This is a genomic window from Actinokineospora auranticolor (genome assembly GCF_002934265.1).
GTDB lineage: Bacteria > Actinomycetota > Actinomycetes > Mycobacteriales > Pseudonocardiaceae > Actinokineospora > Actinokineospora auranticolor.
Genome location: NZ_PTIX01000009.1, coordinates 153,209 through 170,739 on the forward strand (window position 1 = coordinate 153,209; position 17,531 = coordinate 170,739).

At 72.4% G+C, this 17,531-nt stretch carries 13 protein-coding genes and 1 pseudogene; 3 read left to right on the forward strand and 11 right to left on the reverse strand.

All coding sequences use genetic code 11. The features are described 5' to 3' along the window. Positions 1-20 precede the first annotated feature (20 nt). Positions 21-1,055 (reverse strand): annotated as a pseudogene (locus CLV40_RS39585) (glycerophosphodiester phosphodiesterase family protein); the annotation flags it as partial. Between the two features lie 70 nt (positions 1,056-1,125). Then, entirely contained in the window at positions 1,126-3,168 is a 2,043-nt protein-coding gene (pabB, locus tag CLV40_RS18150) for an aminodeoxychorismate synthase component I (protein WP_104480126.1), read from the reverse strand. Between the two features lie 354 nt (positions 3,169-3,522). Between pabB and CLV40_RS18155 the strand changes: the two genes are divergently transcribed. Beyond that, positions 3,523-4,704, forward strand: coding sequence for a sensor histidine kinase (locus tag CLV40_RS18155; RefSeq protein WP_104480127.1), 1,182 nt, complete (start codon positions 3,523-3,525; stop codon positions 4,702-4,704). Between the two features lie 129 nt (positions 4,705-4,833). Beyond that, positions 4,834-6,447 carry a methyl-accepting chemotaxis protein gene (locus CLV40_RS18160; protein ID WP_104480128.1) on the forward strand — a complete coding sequence of 538 codons (1,614 nt, stop codon included), beginning with the start codon at positions 4,834-4,836 and terminating at the stop codon, positions 6,445-6,447. A 454-nt stretch (positions 6,448-6,901) separates the two neighbouring features. Here CLV40_RS18160 and CLV40_RS18165 read toward each other — a convergent pair whose 3' ends face one another. Beyond that, positions 6,902-7,927, reverse strand: coding sequence for a hypothetical protein (locus CLV40_RS18165; RefSeq protein WP_104480129.1), 1,026 nt, complete (start codon positions 7,925-7,927; stop codon positions 6,902-6,904). Positions 7,928-8,045: 118 nt separating this feature from the next. On the opposite strand from CLV40_RS18165, the gene CLV40_RS38100 reads away from it, so the two are divergent. Then, positions 8,046-9,548, forward strand: a complete 1,503-nt coding sequence (locus CLV40_RS38100; protein WP_181043576.1) for a hypothetical protein — start codon at positions 8,046-8,048, stop codon at positions 9,546-9,548. Between the two features lie 58 nt (positions 9,549-9,606). On the opposite strand, the gene CLV40_RS18175 is transcribed toward CLV40_RS38100, so the two are convergent. From CLV40_RS18175 to whiA, 8 genes are all read right to left on the reverse strand, one after another. After that, the gene (locus tag CLV40_RS18175) at positions 9,607-10,434 is read right to left on the reverse strand and encodes an HNH endonuclease family protein (RefSeq protein WP_104480130.1); all 828 of its coding nucleotides are present in this window, start codon (positions 10,432-10,434) and stop codon (positions 9,607-9,609) included. Beyond that, complete coding sequence (locus CLV40_RS18180; protein ID WP_146108091.1) at positions 10,431-11,867, reverse strand: AAA family ATPase; 1,437 nt, start codon at positions 11,865-11,867, stop codon at positions 10,431-10,433. Before CLV40_RS18180 ends, CLV40_RS18175 begins: the two co-directional genes overlap by 4 nt. 133 nt (positions 11,868-12,000) lie before the next feature. Beyond that, positions 12,001-12,342 (reverse strand): RNA polymerase-binding protein RbpA, encoded by a 342-nt coding sequence (locus CLV40_RS18185; protein WP_026316873.1) that lies wholly within the window; start codon positions 12,340-12,342, stop codon positions 12,001-12,003. Between the two features lie 102 nt (positions 12,343-12,444). Continuing rightward, entirely contained in the window at positions 12,445-12,678 is a 234-nt protein-coding gene (gene secG / locus CLV40_RS18190) for a preprotein translocase subunit SecG (RefSeq protein WP_104480132.1), read from the reverse strand. A gap of 242 nt (positions 12,679-12,920) precedes the next feature. Further along, positions 12,921-13,709 carry a triose-phosphate isomerase gene (tpiA, locus tag CLV40_RS18195; protein WP_104480133.1) on the reverse strand — a complete coding sequence of 263 codons (789 nt, stop codon included), beginning with the start codon at positions 13,707-13,709 and terminating at the stop codon, positions 12,921-12,923. Continuing rightward, a complete protein-coding gene (locus CLV40_RS18200; RefSeq protein ID WP_104480134.1) occupies positions 13,706-14,908 on the reverse strand; it encodes a phosphoglycerate kinase in 1,203 nt (400 codons plus the stop codon). The genes tpiA and CLV40_RS18200 overlap by 4 nt, the downstream gene beginning before the upstream one ends. A gap of 28 nt (positions 14,909-14,936) precedes the next feature. After that, entirely contained in the window at positions 14,937-15,941 is a 1,005-nt protein-coding gene (gap, locus tag CLV40_RS18205) for a type I glyceraldehyde-3-phosphate dehydrogenase (RefSeq protein ID WP_104480135.1), read from the reverse strand. Between the two features lie 579 nt (positions 15,942-16,520). Further along, on the reverse strand, positions 16,521-17,507 hold the full coding sequence (gene whiA / locus CLV40_RS18210; RefSeq protein WP_104480136.1) for a DNA-binding protein WhiA: 987 nt from the start codon (positions 17,505-17,507) through the stop codon (positions 16,521-16,523). Between the last annotated feature and the right edge of the window lie 24 nt (positions 17,508-17,531).

A 17,531-nucleotide genomic window follows, 5' to 3' on the forward strand; every position in this document is an offset into this window, starting at 1 on the left:
TGAAGGTCGAACGGCGACGCGTACCCACGCGGCAGCCGGAACCCGCGCCGCGCCAACAGCCCGCGCAGCCGGTCCGGGTAGTCCGTGATCAACCCGTCCACGCCGTCATCGATCAGCTTCGCCATCGTCGGCACGTCGTCGACCGTCCACGGGATCACCTTGATCCCGTTGCGGTGCGCGTGCCGCACCATCTCCGCCGTCACGTACGGCCGGTACCCCGGGTCCTCCACAGACCCGCCCTGCGGGAACCCGTGCACCGGCGAGAACGCCGTGGCCCCGAAGGTCTTGATGGCCCGGATCGGGTCCCCACCGAAGTCATCGATGTCCAGCCCGCCCAACCACGGCGACTTGCCCGGCTGTCCGGTCTGCAGGAAGTCGTAGTTGGTCAGGGCGACCAGCGGCAGCCGGGGCGCGAGCTGCCGGACCCGCATCAGCGCGCCCCAGTCGAAGCTCTGGACGCTGACCCGCCGGGTCATCCCGGCGGCCTCGATCTCGCCGACCGTGATCCGCGCGAACTTCTCGCGGGGCGCGGTCTCGCTCGGCGCGCCCGCCTCGACCTTCGTCTCGACGTTGAACCGCACGTCGTCCGCGCCGTAGCGGCGCGCCAGCGCGAAGACCTCGCGCAGCAGCGGCATCCGGGAGCCCGGGGTCAGCTCCTGCCCCGGGAAGTCCGGCAGCCGCCGCGAGCCGCAGTCGAGGGTGCGGACCTGGGCCAGCGTCAGCGTGTTGACGTACTTGCCGACATAGGGGAACTCGGGGTCGCCCGCGACGGCGGGCGCGGTGTCGCGGCACTTGCGGCCGTCGACGCGGCGGTCGTGGGTGACCACCGCCTGGTCGTCCTCGGTGATCTGGACGTCCAGCTCCAGCGTGCTCACGCCGAGTCGGATGGCGTTGCCGAAGGAGCTGAGGCTGTTCTCCACACGCAGCCCGATACCGCCGCGGTGCGCTTGCAGGTCGAAGTCACGCGGCTTCGGGTGCGCGGCCGCCTGGCCGGGCAGGAACGCCACGCAGGCGACCGCCGCGGCGCAGGCCCTCAGGGACAGGGAAGGGGTCATAGCCGGATGGTGTCCACCCCAGTGATCCACCCCGTGACCACCACATGGCCCCCGCCTGAACGACTGCCCCTCAGGCGCGTCCCGGGAACTCCGCCCCCAACAACCCCAGCATCGCGGTGGCCTTCACCGCCGTCTCCTCGAACTCCGCCGCCGGGTCCGACAACGCGATCACCGCCCCGCCCACCCCGAACGACACCTCACCCGCCCGCACGACCAGGGTCCGGATCACCACGCTCAGGTCGGCGGCGCCGGTCAGCGAGAAGTACCCGACAGCCCCCGAGTAGACGCCGCGCGGTCCGGCCTCCAACTCGTCGATGATCCGCATGGTCCGCACCTTCGGCGCCCCGGTCATCGAACCGCCGGGGAACGCGGCGCGCACGCACCGCGCCGCCGAGACGCCCTCGGCCAGTTGCGCCCGGACGGTGCTGACCAGCTGGTGCACGGTCGCGTACGTCTCCACCCCGAACAGCTCCGGCACCGACACCGACCCGACCTCCGCGTAGACCCCGAGGTCGTTGCGGACCAGGTCGACGATCATCAGGTTCTCCGCGCGGTCCTTCTCCCCCGACGCCAGCTCGGCGCGCAACCGCGCGTCCTCGGCGGCGTCGCGCCCGCGCGGCCGGGTCCCCTTGATCGGCCGGGACTCCACCGCGCCGTCGGCCGACACCGACAGGAACCGCTCGGGCGACGTGCTCAGCACCGACAGCTCCCCCAGCCGCAGCAGCGCCCCGAACGGCGCGGGGCTCGCGCGCCGCAGGTACCGGTACGCCTCCCACGCGTCGAGGGTCCCGGCGGCGGTCAGCTCGTTGGTCAGGCACACCTCGTAGGTCTCGCCGTCGCCGATCGCGACCTGGCTGGCGGCGACCATGTCGAGGTACGCGGCGCGGTCGTGCCGGGCCGTCAACGGGCCGAGGGCGACCTCCGGGGCGGGCGGCGGCAGGGTCTTGCCCGCCAGCGACCACAGGCGCGCGGCCGTCTCGGACAGCCATTCCGAGCCGTCGGCGGCCAGCTCCAGCAGGTAGACCTCGCCGGTCTCGTGGTCGAAGGCGACGGCGCGGTCGACGAAGAGCATCCGCGCGTCCGGGTCGGGCGATTTGTGTGCGCGGTCGCCGCCGCACTCGGCCTTCAGCTCGTAGCCGAGGTAGCCGACCCAGCCGAGCGCGAAGTCGAACGGCAGGTCCGGCACGGCCACGCGGCGGTCGGCGAGGTCGGCGTCGAGCCAGTCGAGGAACCCGCTCTCCACCACCGACTCCCCGGTGCCGGAGGTGACGGTGACCGTCCCGGCCCAGACGTCGGCGGTCGCCACCCTGGCGTGCGGACCCGAGGTGTCGCCCAGGAACGAGAACCGGCCGCCCGCCGCGCTGTCGAGCCAGAACGCGTGCGGTGAGTCCCGGTAGAACGCGTCGAAGGCGACCTCGGCGGACACCGGGACCCGCAGCCGCTCGACGACCACGCGGGCCGTCGGCTCCGGCGGGGCCGGTCTCTCGGCGGGCAACGCGACCGGCGCGACGACGACGGTCTCGCGCGGGTGCTCGGCCCACCAGCGGCGGGTCAGGTCCTGGAAGTTGGCCAGCAGCGCGGCGCCGTGCTCGGTGCTGACGGACTCCGGGTGGAACTGCACGCCCCACGCGGGCCGGTCGCGGTGCCGCACCCCCATGAGCACGCCGTCCTCGCTCCACGCCGTGGCCACCAGCGCGTCCGGCAGGTCGGTCACCGCCAAGGAGTGGTAGCGCACGACGTCCATCGGCGACGGCAGCCCGGCGAACAGGTCGCGGCCGTCGTGGCGGACCGCCGACAGCCGCCCGTGCCGCGCCTCGGGAGCGTGCCCGACCCGGGCACCCGCCAGCAGGCACAGTCCCTGGTGGCCGAGGCAGACCCCGAGCAGCGGCTGCCGGGCGGCGGCCAGGACCGCGCGGCTGAGCCCGAAATCGCCCGGGACGCCCGGGTGTCCCGGGCCCGGCGAGATGACCACGTTGTCGAAGTCGACGAGGCCGCCGAGGTCCCAATCCTCGTCGTTGCGCACCACCGTGGGCCGCGCGCCGTCCAGGACCGCCAAAGCCTGGTACAGGTTGTAGGTGAAGGAGTCGTAGTTGTCGATGATGAGTGTGCGCAACGTGACTCCCTCGGCGGTGCTCGTTCGTCTTTCCCCTGCTCCGTTCGGGGATCGTCCGTTTGCTCCCGCACAGTTGTTGGTCGGTCACCGTCCCGAGGCCGGTGTTGTCTGTCTTGATGGGTGGCGACACCGCGCAGCACGTCGCCGCAGGAAGGGCGTTCCATGCCACACCGCCGGCGCAGGCAAGCCCGGGACCGGGAGAATGCTACCGCCCGGCGGGACGTGCCCCGTCCGCGCTCGGGCAGGCACGACTCGGCTGAGCTGCGAGAACAACGCGCGCGCTCGCCGCGGTCGGTGTCGGGGACCAGTGGGGTCCCAGGAGCACTAGGAGGAGGTGGCCCGCTGGTCACGCCCATGGTCACACCGGACGCGGTGCTGCCGGTCCGGCCGCGCGCGCTGCGCCTGCCGCCCCGGCTGGCCGCGCTGCACGCCAACCAACGGGTCCGCGAGCTGTCGTCGGACGTGCTCGCGCTGGTCGTGGCCGCGCTGGACATGTGGCTCGTGGTGCCGGAGGACGCCACGACCTACTCCTACTACCTGACCTGGTGCGCGCTGCCCGCGATGCTGCTGCGCAGGCACCTGCCGTTCACCGCGGTGCTGATCACCATCCCGGGGTTCTTCGCGGGCTGGGCCCAGCTCGCGGCCATGATCTCGCTGGGCGCGCTGGCCCGGCGGCGGATGCTCACCTGGCCCACGGTGGTGGGCGCCGTCCTGGTGGGACTGTCCCGGTTCGTGCTGTGGCCGTGGCCGAAGTTCGTCGAGCTGACCTGGCGCGCGCACCTGTCGGACTTCATCTACGGGGTGCTGGTCGCGGGCATGCCGGTGGCGATCGGGCTGCTGATGGCGGTCCGCCAGGAACTGTCCACCCGGATCCGCGAGCTGGCGCGCAGCCGGGAGCGGGAGAAACGCCTCTACGCGGCGACCGTGCGGTCGGCGGAGCGGGCGAAGCTGGCCAGGGAGATGCACGACGTGGTGTCCCACCAGGTCACGCTCATCGCCATGCAGGCCGGGGCGATGCAGGTCGACGTCACCGACCCGGCGACCAAGGAGGCCGCGGAGACGATCCGCGCGCTGAGCACCCGCACGCTTGAGGAGCTGCGCGAGCTGGTCGGGGTGCTGCGGTCGGGGGTGGACGACGAGGACACCCAGCCCGGCTTGGAGCACATCGCCGACCTGGTCGACGGCAGCCTGGTCGACGGCGACCAGGTGAAGCTGGCCATGGACGCCTGCGCGCTGGACCTGCCCGGCCCGGTGTCGCGCGCGGCGTACCGCACGGTGCAGGAGGCGCTGACCAACGTGCGCAAGCACGCGGCCGGATCGCGGACCTCCGTGCGGATACTGACCCGCGACGGCGCGCTGGTGGTCGAGGTGGACAACGAGCGGCCGCGCACCGGGCAGGTCGGCACACTGCCCTCCGGCGGGCACGGGCTGCTCGGGCTGCGGGAGCGGGCCGGGCTGCTCGGCGGCGAGTTCGACGCGGGCCCGACCGACGACGGCGGTTTCCGGGTGAGCGCCAGGTACCCGCTGACCGCCTGACCCGCGCGTTCCCCCGTCCCGGTACCGGCGAAGGTCCCGATCGGGTGGTGTGCCTCAGGCCACGTTTCGCCGCGCCGAAGCCCCCGAGTGATCGGAATTGGTCCGGGGGCACGAGTGGAGCGGTGAGCGATGCTGAAGCGAATCTCCGACCTGAGGGTGGGCGTGCGTGTGGGCGCCGCCATGGCCGCGCTGTTGCTGCTGCTGTGCGCGCTGGCCGTCACGGCGGTGTCCAGCCTGGAGCGCGAGCGCGACTCGGCCGAGCAGATCGCCCGCTCCCGCGAGCTGACCCAGCTGGCCCTGCAGGTGAAGTTCCGCTCCGCGGACTTCAACGGCTGGCAGACCGCCTACGCCTTCGACGTCCAGCGCGGCGTGCCGGGCGCCACCGCGGACAACGCCAGCGCCCGCGCGGCGTTCCTGACCTCGGCGCAGTCGTTCCGCGACGAGCTGGCGAAGCTGCGCGCGTTCGGCCTGGACACCGACCAGACCGCCGACACCGACAACATCACCACCCTGTTCGAGCAGTTCATGACGCTCGACAAGGACGTCGTCAGCAACTACAACGCGGGCACCCCGGAGACCACCGGCCACGCCGCCGAGCTGGTCGCGGTGAACGAGATCGCGATCTTCAACAAGATCGCCGAGCAGATCGACCGGCTGGTCACCGACGTGCACGGCGAGTCCGCCGCGGCGGCGGCCGAGGCCGAGTCCCGGGCCGACTCGGGCACGCTCACGACGGTGGTGCTGGCGGGGGTCGCGGTGCTGCTGGGCGCGCTGCTGACGCTGCTGCTGGTCCGCTCGATCACCCGACCGCTGCGCGACCTGCGCTCCGGCCTCACCGCCATCACCGGCGGCGACCTGACCCAGCGCGTGGACGCGAGCCGCGGTGACGAGCTGGGGCAGGTGGCGGCCAGCTTCAACGAGCTGGCGGAGCGCACCCAGGAGCTGATCAGCCGGGTGGCCGACCGGGCCCAGGAGGTCGCGACGGCGTCCAACGAGCTGTCCGACGTCAGCGGCAGGCTCGCCGCCACCGCGGGCCAGACCAGCGCCGAGGCGTCGTCGATCAACCAGACGGCCGAGGAGGTGTCCGGCATGGTCACCGCCATGGCGAGTTCCTCGGAGCAGATGCGGGCCGCGATCGACGAGATCACCCAGAACGCCAGCCGCGCCGCCGACGTGGCCACCGACGGCGTCCGCGACACCCAGCACGCCAACGACGCGGTCAGCGCCCTGGGCTCCGCGACGGCCGAGATCGGCACCGTGGTCAAGCTGATCAGCACGATCGCCGAGCAGACCAACCTGCTGGCGCTCAACGCCACCATCGAGGCGGCCCGCGCGGGCGAGGCGGGCAAGGGCTTCGCCGTGGTGGCAGGCGAGGTCAAAGAACTGGCCCAGCAGACCGCGACGGCGACGGAGGACATCGTCAGCCGGATCAAGGCGATCGAGGAGGGCAGCACGGAGGCCACGTCGGCCATCCACCAGATCGGCGAGGTCGTGGGCTCGATCTGCGACACCCAGACCGTGATCGCGGCGGCGGTGGAGGAGCAGACGGCCACGACGGCGGAGATGAGCCGCAACGTGCACGAGACGGCGAACGCGGTGGTGCAGATCGGCACCGGCATCGCCGGGCTGGCCCAGGCGACCGAGGACACCAGCGCCGCGGCCACCGCCGCCAAGCGCACGGCGGAGACGCTGAGCGGGGCGGCGACCGACCTCCGCACGCTGATCAGCGCGTTCCGCTACTGAGTCGAGCAGGCGGCCCGTGGCAGTCCGGGGTGGACTGCCACGGGCCGTTCCTGTTCCCGGCCTGCCGCGCCCGCGCCGTAGCTAGGATCGGGGTTGTTGGATGCCCGGAACGGGCGGCGTTGTGCAGCGAAGTGAATGAAAATGGGCGTGGGAGCGGACAACGCCGCAGGTCAGGAAGTGTCGTCCCCGCGCACGCGGGGTTGATCCGCCTTCCTTGCCCCACACGGACCGGCCCTGCTCGTCGTCCCCGCGCACGCGGGGCTGATCCCGCGTCGGAGTCGGCAGAGAAATACAGGCAGGTGTCCTCCCTGCGGACGCGGGGCTGGTCCAAGGTCGGCCACGACGTCGCGCGGAACATCCGTGCGGGGCTGGTCCGATCCTCTCCAGCGCCGCCCACCGGGAAATCCGGGCGTCCCCGCCACGCGGGGCTGGTTCCGCTGAGTCGGCGGAGTGGCTAGAGGGTGCTGAGGGTGGCGAGCATCGGTAGGTGGGGCGTGATCCGGGTGGTGGCCACCACGCTCCGATAGGTCTTGTCCCTGCGGCCGGTGTGGAGGGTGTCGAGGCGGGTCCTGGCCTGCCGCAGGAGGGGGAACACGTCCGGGGGGATGGGGCGGTTGCCCGCCACGCGGTCCGCGGCCCACTGGGCCGTCGCGCGGAGGGCCTCGATCTGCACCACCAAGTCCGTCTGGTTGCGGACCAGGCACGCGACCTTCTCCCCCGCCGCCGGGTCGAAGACCCGGTCCTTGTGCCAGATCACCAACCCATCGCCCACGTCGTAGTAGCGGGCCGCCTTCTTCGTGTCCCGGTTGACCTCGCACAGCCGGGCCGGATCGAAGCTGCCGGTGGGCCCCAAGCCCGCCAGCCCCGCGAGGCACGACTGCACAGCGGGCAACCCCGTGTCCAGATCCGCCGCCACTCCCCCGTCCGCCGACAGCGGAGCCGCCACCGTGTGCACCGCGGGCGGTCCGGCGACGACAACCCCACCCGCCAACCGGGGTGCCACCAGGTCACGCAGGTCCGACGCGATCCCCTCCAGCGACCGGTTCCCCTCCGCACCCCACGTGCGCGCCTCCACCAGCGCGGCCATCGCGCCCGCGAACTCCGCGACCGGCCACTGCCCCGAAGCCCGCACGGTGATCGTCACCGCCACCGCGCTCGGGTACAGCAGCACCCGCGCCGTCGCCGCGGCGGGGCCCGGTGTCGCGGGCACGTTCGCCAGCCGGAACGGCACCACCCGCTCCCACAGCGCGTCCTGCCGCACCTCCCGGACCGCCTCGGGGCGGGCCAGGTAGGCCGACCAGAAGCGGCTCCAGGTGGCCGGTTCGGTGTCCGGGTCCCAGGGCATGATCAGGTCCGGGCGGAACGACCGGTACACCCCCGCGTGCCCCGACCGGGTCGTCAGCGCGCCGCCGCCCGCCAGGACCTCCGGGTACGGCCAGACCCGGCTGATCGTGCACAGCGCGCTGCGGATGGCGGCCATCGGGCTCCTTCGAGGGTCGGCTACCCCACCTCATCTCCGGGAACCGGTGATCCGCTACACCCGCGTGTAGCGGATCACCGCCGCCGGTAGATGTTGTGCACAACGACGACGAAAGAGGATGGACGTGCGATCACTGGTCCGCGTGCTCGCCGTGGTGTGGCTGCTGCTGCTCGCCACCCCGGCCGCCGCCGAGACCCCGATCACCGCGACCGCCACCCCGGCGCAGGTGGCGCTCCCACCGGGCCGCTCGGCGACCGTCCTGCTCACCCTCACCAACTCCGCCCAGTCCCCGACCACCGCCGCCATCCGGGTCGTGGCCTCGGAGGACACCATCACGACCACCCCGGCCGCCACGACCGTCCCCCTCGGCCCCGGCCAGTCCCGCACGGAGACGTTCAAGGTCACCAGGACCGCCGAGGGGTCCGGGCAGGACGTCGGTCTGTCCTTCGTGGTCGACTCCCCGGGCGCGTCCGCGGTGGTCGCCGCGAGCGTCAAGGCGGTCCCGAGCGCGCCACTGGCCACGGCGACCGTCGAGTCCGGACCGGACCGCGTCAACCAGAACCGGCCCGGCTCGGCCACGATCGTCATCGGCACCGACCGCGAGACGGCGGTCCGGGTCACCGCGCTGACCGCCACCCCGGCCCCGGACACCTGGCTGGAGGCGACCTGTCCCGACGGCCGCACGGCGCAGTGGCGCGCCGGTCGGAGCGATTCCTGCGCGTTCGACCTGAAACCCCGCGCGAAGCAGGCCATCCCGGTCCGCGTGTACTCCGACGACCTCACCGCCCCCGGCACCCGCTCGGCGCTCTTCAGCATCACCGCGCAGGAGGGCGACGACGCCGCGACCGCCACCACCCTGGCACTGACCATGCCGGTCACGCTGGAGGTCTTCGGCGAGTCCGACATCGTGCAGAGCCTCGGCGTCCCGGTGTTCCTGGTGGTCCCGGGCGTGGTCACCGTGCTGGTAGTGGGTTTCCTCCTCCGCCGCGTCCGGCCGCGCTTCCCCGCTGCCGAGTCCGAGTCCGTGGTCGCCGCGGTCACCTGGACGACCCTGCTCGGCGTCCTGGTCTCCCTGGTCATGGCGAAGCTCTTCCCGCTGCTGACCGGGTGGCTGTGGCCGGGCACCCGGCGGGACTACACGCAGCGGTACAACTTCCTCGACCTGTACCTCGTCCTCGCCTACAGCGTCGGCGTCGCCGTCGTGGTCTGGCTGCTGGTCGTCCTCGTCCACGGCGTGTGGGCCGCCACCCGCGTCCCCTCCCCCGACGACTCCCCGCGCACCCTGCTGTGGAAGCTGGCCACCCGGGACACGCTCCTCCCGCTGGTCGAGGTCGACGGCACCCCAGCCGTCCTCATGCGACGGACCAAGACCGGCGAAGTCATTGTGGCACCACGGATCCAAGTGGAGGCCACCGCCGATTCGGCGTTACCGCAGAAGGTCGAGGACCTGGTCCGCCGGCACGAGCCCGCCAGGCTGTGGTGGTTGCTCGACCGCGCCATCAGCAGGCAGGAGGCCGTGCTCTCCTACCACCCCGGCGACATCACCGAGGTCCGCGTGGTACCCGAGGTGACCGCCATCGGCCGCGACACCGACGTCGTGCGGATGGCGACGGAGGCCTGAAAATGTGATTGGCGGCCGGACCAAGCATCCGGCCGCCGCCCGACCCGAAGGCAGGTAGTCACCGGTAGCCTACCCCACCGGCCACGCTCGTGATCATCAGCCGGTACTCGGCCGCGGCCCACTCAGGGTCGGTCTCGCAGAGCTCGCGGTAGCGGCGGGCGCAGGCGGCGAACCGGCCACCCGGCGCGCAGTACAGGTCCAGCACGTCCGCGGCGCCCGCGTCGTGCGCCATCCACACCCCGATCAGCAGCAGCATCCGGTCGGCGACCACCTTGGTCCTGGCCAGTTCCAGCACCTCGATGGTGGCCCGCGCGCGCCGCCGGTCGTGCTCGTCGAGACCGGGCGCGGGCTGCGGGATCGCGCCCTTCCAGGTGATCAGCCGCTCCGGGTCGGCCGCGGGGTCGGCCGGGTCCACCAGGTACGGCCGCTCGGCCGCCAACCCGGCCCGGTCGGTCGAGTCCAGCACGCGGGGCGCGGCCGTGGGGAAGTACGCGGCCTTGCGCCGGTTGCAGTTCTCGCAGCTGCCGAGCAGGTTGTCCGGGTCGTGGGCCAGCAGGTGGTAGCCGGTCGGCGCGGGGCCGCCCACGTCCACGATCTCCGGGGCGTCCGGGTCCGCCCACACCGCCACCCGCCCCTTGGGCCGGTAGTGGTCGACGGTCCAGTCCACGCCCTCCGAGCCGAGGTAGGTCTCGCAGTACGCGCACTTGCCGCGCTGGAGTTCGGCGAGCCCCGGCTTCAACCGGCTCCACGAGTTGGCGGACCGGTTGTCGTGCTTGCCCGCCGCGCGGTTGCGCTCGGCGCCCTGGTGCGCCTCGGTCCGCCACACCGGCGCGTCGGCGCCGAGCCGGGCCAGCAGCGCGGCGCGGCCCGTGAAGGTCCTGATCACCCGCGACGGCCCCCGAAGGCGTCGTCGACCAGCGCGGCCAGGTAGCGGCGGCGGGCGTCCTCGTCGCCGTCCACCGCCAGCCGGGCCAGTTCGGCCAGGTCCGCGGCGACGCCGGGCGCGCGGGTGGTGTCCAGGCCGAAGTACGAGCTGAGCAGGACCTGCTCGGCGTTGAGCCCGTGCACCTCGGCCTCCACCTCCCGCAGTCGCGACACCCCCGCCTCGGGATCGTCGCGGGCGACGACGATGTTTCGCGCCTCGAGGGTGCCGGTGACGATCGGGCTGTGCGTGGTCAGCACGAACTGGACGTTCGGGAACATCGCCGCGACGGCGGGTACCACGACCCGCTGCCAGGACGGGTGCAGCAGCAGGTCGATCTCGTCGACGAGCACGATGCCGCCCATCGAGCCGAGCGGGACGTGGTCGGGGGCCACGGCGCACAGGTGGAACAGCAGGTCGCCGAGCCAGCCGAGGTAGGAGCGGAAACCGTCGGAGAGCGCGCGGAAGGGCACCGGCAGGTCCCGGCGCAGGAACACCGCGTCCTCGCCCTCGAACTGCTCCGCGAACCGCACGCCCTCGGGCAGCAGCCGGTGCAGGACCTCGGTGACCTCCCGCTGCCGGGCCGCGCCGACGGTCGGCAGCCAGGACCCGAACGGCACCAGCGTCACCGACTCGTCGAACAGGCTCGACACCCGCTGGAACCGCCGACGCCTGCGCCCGCGCTCGTGCGACGGGTCCGCGCGGCTGTCGTCGGAGGTGCGGCGGGTGACGCCGTAGCCCGCGATGAAGAACGCCGGGGACGCCTCGTCGAACAGGTCGTCCCAGTACGGGCCCGTGGTGTCGGCCTCCACGACTTCCAGGTCGCGGCGGCGGCGCACCCGCACGTCGCAGGCCAGCCGCTCGGGCCCGTGCAGACCGCCGAACACCAACCGGCCCTCGACCAGCGACGACGGCCGGTTCTCGCGGACCAGCCGGTACGGCACGAACCCCGAGCTGCCCAGCACCGGCCCGAGCGCCACCATCGCCGCCGCGCGCAGCACCGTCGACTTGCCGGTGCCGTTGTCGCCGAGCAGCAGGTTGACGTTGGGCAGGTTGAGGTCGGGCTCGTCGCGCTCCCCCGGGTACCGCAGCGCCAGCCGCTCCTCGCCGAAGCAGCGCAGGTCGCTGATCCGCAGCTCGGTCAGGTACAGGTACGGCAGGCCGACGGGGACGTCGGGCGGGCGGTACGGCCGATCGGTGATGGACTGGACCGGGGTCGGGTCGCTCTCGGCGTCCCGGATCCGTTGTCGCTCCAGCCGTTCGCGTTCGCGCTGCTCGCTGAGCCGCCGCTGCCTGCGCCGGTCGCGCCGGGGGCGGTAACTCGCGGCGAACCAGTAGCCACTCACCGTGGCCGTGAGGAACGCGGCGACGAACCCGAGCACCACGGTCAGGCTCATCGCGACCACCGCATAGGCGGAGTGTATGCCGACATCAGACCACCGAACACCAAGACGAGCCCGTCACCGCGCGATCCGGCGCGGGCCCGTCCAGGGCTCGCCGCGAGCCTCCCGGCCCGCGCGGGCGGAGCCCTCAGCCCTCGCGCTTGGCGCGGAGCTTGGCCAGGGCCTCGGCCAGGATCGCCTCGCCGTCGGCGTCGGAGCGGCGCTCCTTCACGTAGGCCAGGTGGGTCTTGTACGGCTCGTTGCGCGGGGCCTTCGGCGGCGCCTGCTCGTCGAGGCCCGCCGGGAGCCCGCAGCGCGGACAGTCCCAGGACTCCGGCTTCTCGGCGTCCAGGGCGAACGACGGGCGCGACTCGTGCCCGTTCGCGCACCAGTAGGACACCCGCTGCCGCGGCGCGGACTCGCCGCGCTCGGACTCACCCATGGGACCAGCACCGACCCGGGTACCCCGGATCGCGTTACCACCGGCCATTGATGTTCACACCCCCACCACGTGGTTCGACGCGGGTCCCGGCCATCCCCGGGACGCCGCGTCCTTCGCTGTTTTGGCCATCGACCCGCCGGGCGGCGCGCATCAGCCGATCTTCACCAGCAGCCCGAGGCCGATGACGCAGATGAGCCAGACGGCGCCGACGAACAGCGTGACCCGGTCGAGGTTCTTCTCGACCACGCTGGACCCGGACAGGCTCGACTGCATACCGCCGCCGAACAGCGAGGACAGGCCGCCACCACGGCCGCGGTGCAGCAGCACCAGCAGGATCAGCAGAAGGCTGGAGACGATCAGAGCGATCTGCAGGGTCAGAATCATGTGGTCCTCGCGGTCGGTCGGTTGAGGTCTCAGATTACCCGGTGATGTTGGCCGGTTCGACCACCGGCCCGACTTGGCGTGGCGGCCCGGTTACCAGATTTCCCCGGTCGTTCACCGAACAGGCATCCGCACGTGCAGGTGACGGTCCGGATCGGTGGAAATGGGAACGCCGGGACACCCGGTCCCGGCGTTCCCACCTGCGAAAACCCATTTCCGGCGCGCATTGCCCGCCGGACCGCGCGTCAGGGCAGCGGACCGCCCGCGGCCATCGCGCACAGTTTGGTGAACTCGTCGGCCTGCAGGCTCGCGCCGCCGACGAGTGCCCCATCGATGTCGGTCTGGGCGACCAGTTCGCCGATGTTGCCGGATTTCACCGAACCGCCGTAGAGCACCCGGACGCCGCCCGCGACCTCGTCGCCGTACTTGTCGGCGAGGGTCTTGCGCAGCGCCGCGCACACCTCCTGCGCGTCGGCGGCCGTGGCGACCTTGCCGGTGCCGATGGCCCACACCGGCTCGTAGGCCACGACGACCTTGGCCACCTGCTCGGCCTTGAGGCCCTTGAGGCCCGCGACGAGCTGCTCGGTGCAGTGCTCGACGTGCGTGCCCGCCTCGCGCACCTCGACCCGCTCGCCCAGGCACAGGATCGGCGTGATCCCGTGCTTGAGCGCGGCCTTGACCTTGGTGTTGACCAGCTCGTCGGTCTCGGCGTGGTACTCGCGCCGCTCCGAGTGGCCCACGGTGACGTAGGTGCAGCCGAGCTTGGCCAGCATCGGGCCGGAGACCTCGCCGGTGTAGGCGCCCGAGTCGTACCGGGAGATGTCCTGCGCGCCGTAGCGGAGCAGGAGCTTGTCGCCGTCGACCATGGTCTGGATCGACCGGATGTCGGTGAACGGCGGCAGCACGGCCACCTCCACCTTGGCGTAGTACTTCTCGGGCAGCGAGAAGGCGATCTTCTGCACCAGGGCGATGGCCTCGAGGTGGTTGAGGTTCATCTTCCAGTTGCCCGCGATCAGGACCTGGCGGGAAGTCATTCCGCCTCCAGCGCTGTGTCCAACACCAACACACCGGGGAGGTCCTTGCCCTCCAGGTACTCCAGCGACGCGCCGCCGCCGGTGGAGATGTGCGAGAAGCCGTCCTCGGGCAGGCCCAGCAGCCGCACCGCGGCGGCCGAGTCGCCGCCGCCGACCACGGAGAACGCCGACGAGTCGACGATCGCCTGGGCGACGCCTCGGGTCCCCTCCGCGAACGGGGCGTACTCGAACACGCCCATCGGGCCGTTCCAGAAGATCGTGCCCGCGGCCGCGATGACCTCGGCGTAGCGCTCCACGGTGATCGGGCCGACGTCCAGGCCCTTCCAGCCCTCGCGGATGTTCGCGGCGAGCACGGTGTGGGTGTTCGCGTCGGCGGCGAACGCGTCGGCGATGACCACGTCGGCGGGCAGCAGGATCTTGTCCGGGTGCTCGGCCAGCAGCCGCTTGCAGGTGTCGATCATCTCGGCCTCGAGCAGCGAGTCGCCCACGCCCAGGCCCTCGGCGGCCAGGAACGTGAAGCACATGCCGCCGCCGACCAGGATCTTGTCGACCTTGGGCAGCAGGGCCTCGATGACGGCGAGCTTGTCCGAGACCTTGGACCCGCCCAGCGCCACCACGTACGGGCGGGCCGGGTCGCCGGTCAGCCGCTTGAGCACCTCGACCTCGGCGAGCACCAGACCGCCCGCGTACGCGGGGAGCCGGGTGGCCACGTCGTAGACCGAGGCCTGCTTGCGGTGCACCACACCGAAACCGTCGGAGACGAACGCGTCGGCCATGGCCGCGAACTCGTCGGCGAGCGCGCCGCGCTCGGCGGCGTCCTTGCTGGTCTCACGGGCGTCGAAGCGCACGTTCTCCAGCAGCGCCACGCCGCCGTCGGCCAGGCCGTCCACAGTGGACTTGGCGGACGCGCCGACCACGTCGTCGGCCAGCGCGACCGGCGCGCCGAGCAGCTCGCCCAGCCGCGCGGCGACCGGGGCGAGGGAGTACTTCGGCTCGGGGGCGCCCTTGGGGCGGCCCAGGTGCGCGGCCACCACGACGCGGGCGCCCGCGGCCGCGAGCCGGGAAATCGTCGGCAGCGACGCGCGCACGCGGCCGTCGTCGGTGATCTTGTCGCCGTCGAGGGGGACGTTGAGGTCGGCGCGCACCAGCACGCGCCGACCGGCCACACCCTCGGCGAGCAGGTCGTCGAGAGTCTTCACTTCGCTGTGCTTCCTCCTCGGGCGGCCGTCAGAGCTTGGACGCGACCAGCGCGGTCAGGTCGGCGAGGCGGTTGGAGTAGCCCCACTCGTTGTCGTACCAGCCGACGACCTTGACCAGGTTGCCGCTGACCTTGGTCAGGGGCGCGTCGTAGATGCACGACGCCGGGTCGGTGACGATGTCGGCGGAGACGATCGGGTCGGTGTTGTAGCGCAGGATGCCCTTGAGCGGGCCCTCGGCGGCGGCCTGGTAGGCGGCCTGGACCTCGTCCAGGGTGACCTCGCGGCCCAGGGTGACGGTGAGGTCGGTGGCCGAGCCGGTCGGCACCGGGACGCGCAGCGCGTAGCCGTCGAGCTTGCCGTTGAGGTCGGGCAGCACCAGGCCGATCGCCTTCGCGGCGCCGGTCGAGGTGGGCACGATGTTCAGCGCGGCGGCGCGGGCGCGGCGCAGGTCGGCGTGCGGGGCGTCCTGCAGGTTCTGGTCCTGCGTGTACGCGTGGATGGTGGTCATCAGGCCGCGCTCGATGGTGAACGCGTCGTGCAGCACCTTGGCCAGCGGGGCCAGGCAGTTGGTGGTGCAGGAGGCGTTCGAGATCACGGTCTGCGAGCCGTCGTACTGGCCCTCGTTGGCGCCGAGCACGACGGTCAGGTCCTCGCCCTTGGCGGGCGCGGAGATGATGACCTTCTTGGCGCCGCCCTCGTCGACGTGCTTGCGGGCGTCGGCGGCCTTGGTGAAGAAGCCGGTCGACTCGACCACGACGTCGACGCCGAGGTCCTTCCAGGGCAGCTTGCCCGGGTCGCGCTCGGCGAGCGCCTTGATCGTGGTGTCGCCGACCTTGATGCCCTCGGCCGTCACCGACACGTCCTGGGGCAGGCGGCCCAGGACGCTGTCGTACTTGAGCAGGTGGGCCATGGTCGCGACGTCACCCAGGTCGTTGAAGGCCACGATCTCGATGTCGTGGTCGCTGGCCTGCACGGCACGCCAGAAGTTGCGACCGATCCGACCGAAACCGTTGACACCTACGCGAACCGTCACCTGTGTCTCCTCGTCCTAACGTTGGTCCGATTGGGGGCCTTGACCTGACTTCCGACCCAGACCATGACCCTAGCGTTCACCGGGGCAGGTGCTGGTCAGGAGGTCGGCCGTCTCTCTTTATCGAATCAGAGACGGATCCCGGGGACAACTGTTCGACGAGCGTGTGGTCGGACGACGAAGCAGCACCGGGAATCGATTCCGAACGGCGCGCGCGCCCGGCCTTCCGAACCGATCAGGAAGCGGCGACTTGATCGATGCTCGTCAACCGCTCGAACGCGGGCCGGGACACCGGACAACCGGGGGCATGACGAGCGGAGTGGAGTCCGCCAGCCCCCACGCCGGGCGGACTCCACTCCGTTTCCCCCCAAGTGCGGGTGCCCCTCCCCCAAGTGGCACCCGCGCCTTCCACAGGAGAAGAGCGGGCGCCGGGGAACGAGATACCGGGTGAGACCCAGCTCACAAGACCCCTTTGGCGGGCACGGCGCGAGACGCGTTTTCGGGGGTCTCCCGGCATCCGCGCGCACGCGGTATGGCACCCGGCCGAACACCGCGTGACCAGGCCGTTCGCGGCCGGTCGGGTCAGGCGTCGGCCTCGAGCATGTCCGGTGTGACGGCGGACTCGGTGTCGGGCAGCCCGAGGTCCTTCGCGCGCTTGTCGGCCATGGCCAGCAGCCTGCGGATGCGGCCCGCGACCGCGTCCTTGGTCATCGGCGGCTCGGAGAGCTGGCCCAGTTCCTCCAGCGACGCCTGCTTGTTCTTGAGCCGCAGTTGACCGGCGGCGGTCAGGTGGTCGGGGGCGTCGGGGCCGAGGATCTCCATGGCGCGCTGCACCCGGGCGGCGGCGGCGACCGCGGCGCGGGCGGAGCGGCGCAGGTTCGCGTCGTCGAAGTTGGCCAGCCGGTTGGCGGTGGCCCGCACCTCGCGGCGCATCCGGCGCTCCTCCCAGTTCAGCACGCAGGAGTGCGCGCCGAGGCGGGTGAGCAGGGCGCCGATGGCGTCGCCGTCGCGGACCACGACCCGGTCGGCGCCGCGCACCTCGCGGGACTTGGCCTGGATGCCCATCCGGCGGGCGGCGCCGACGATGGCCAGCGCGGCCTCCGGGCCGGGGCAGGTGATCTCCAGCGCGGACGAGCGGCCGGGCTCGGTGAGCGAGCCGTGCGCCAGGAACGCGCCGCGCCACGCGGCCTCGGCGTCGCACACCCCGCCGGACACGACCGGCGCGGGCAGTCCCCGGACCGGGCGGCCGCGCGGGTCGAGCAGTCCGGTCTGCCGGGCCAGGCCGTCGCCGTCCTTGACCACGCGCACCACGTAGCGGGTGCCCTTGCGCAGGCCGCCGGAGGTGATCACGTGCACGTCGGCGTGGTGGCCGTAGAGCTCGTGGATCTCCTTGCGCAGCCGCCGCGCGGCGGCGCCGGTGTCCAGTTCGGCCTCCACGACGACCCGGCCCGCGACGATGTGCAGTCCCCCGGCGAAGCGCAGCAACGAGGACACCTCGGCGCGGCGGCAACAGGTCTTGGACACGGCCAGCCTGCTCAGCTCGTCCTTGACAGCGGCGGTCATCGCCACGGGGTCCTCCTCTCCGAGCCGGGG

Coding starts and splice junctions, on each gene's coding strand:
- tpiA (WP_104480133.1), bottom strand. CDS start 13,709: ATGACTTCCCGCCAGGTCCTGATCGCGGGCAACTGGAAGATGAACCTC.
- CLV40_RS18180 (WP_146108091.1), bottom strand. CDS start 11,867: ATGAGCCTGACCGTGGTGCTCGGGTTCGTCGCCGCGTTCCTCACGGCC.
- CLV40_RS18185 (WP_026316873.1), bottom strand. CDS start 12,342: ATGGCCGGTGGTAACGCGATCCGGGGTACCCGGGTCGGTGCTGGTCCC.
- CLV40_RS18160 (WP_104480128.1), top strand. CDS start 4,834: ATGCTGAAGCGAATCTCCGACCTGAGGGTGGGCGTGCGTGTGGGCGCC.
- CLV40_RS18155 (WP_104480127.1), top strand. CDS start 3,523: ATGGTCACACCGGACGCGGTGCTGCCGGTCCGGCCGCGCGCGCTGCGC.
- CLV40_RS38100 (WP_181043576.1), top strand. CDS start 8,046: ATGGACGTGCGATCACTGGTCCGCGTGCTCGCCGTGGTGTGGCTGCTG.
- secG (WP_104480132.1), bottom strand. CDS start 12,678: ATGATTCTGACCCTGCAGATCGCTCTGATCGTCTCCAGCCTTCTGCTG.
- CLV40_RS18165 (WP_104480129.1), bottom strand. CDS start 7,927: ATGGCCGCCATCCGCAGCGCGCTGTGCACGATCAGCCGGGTCTGGCCG.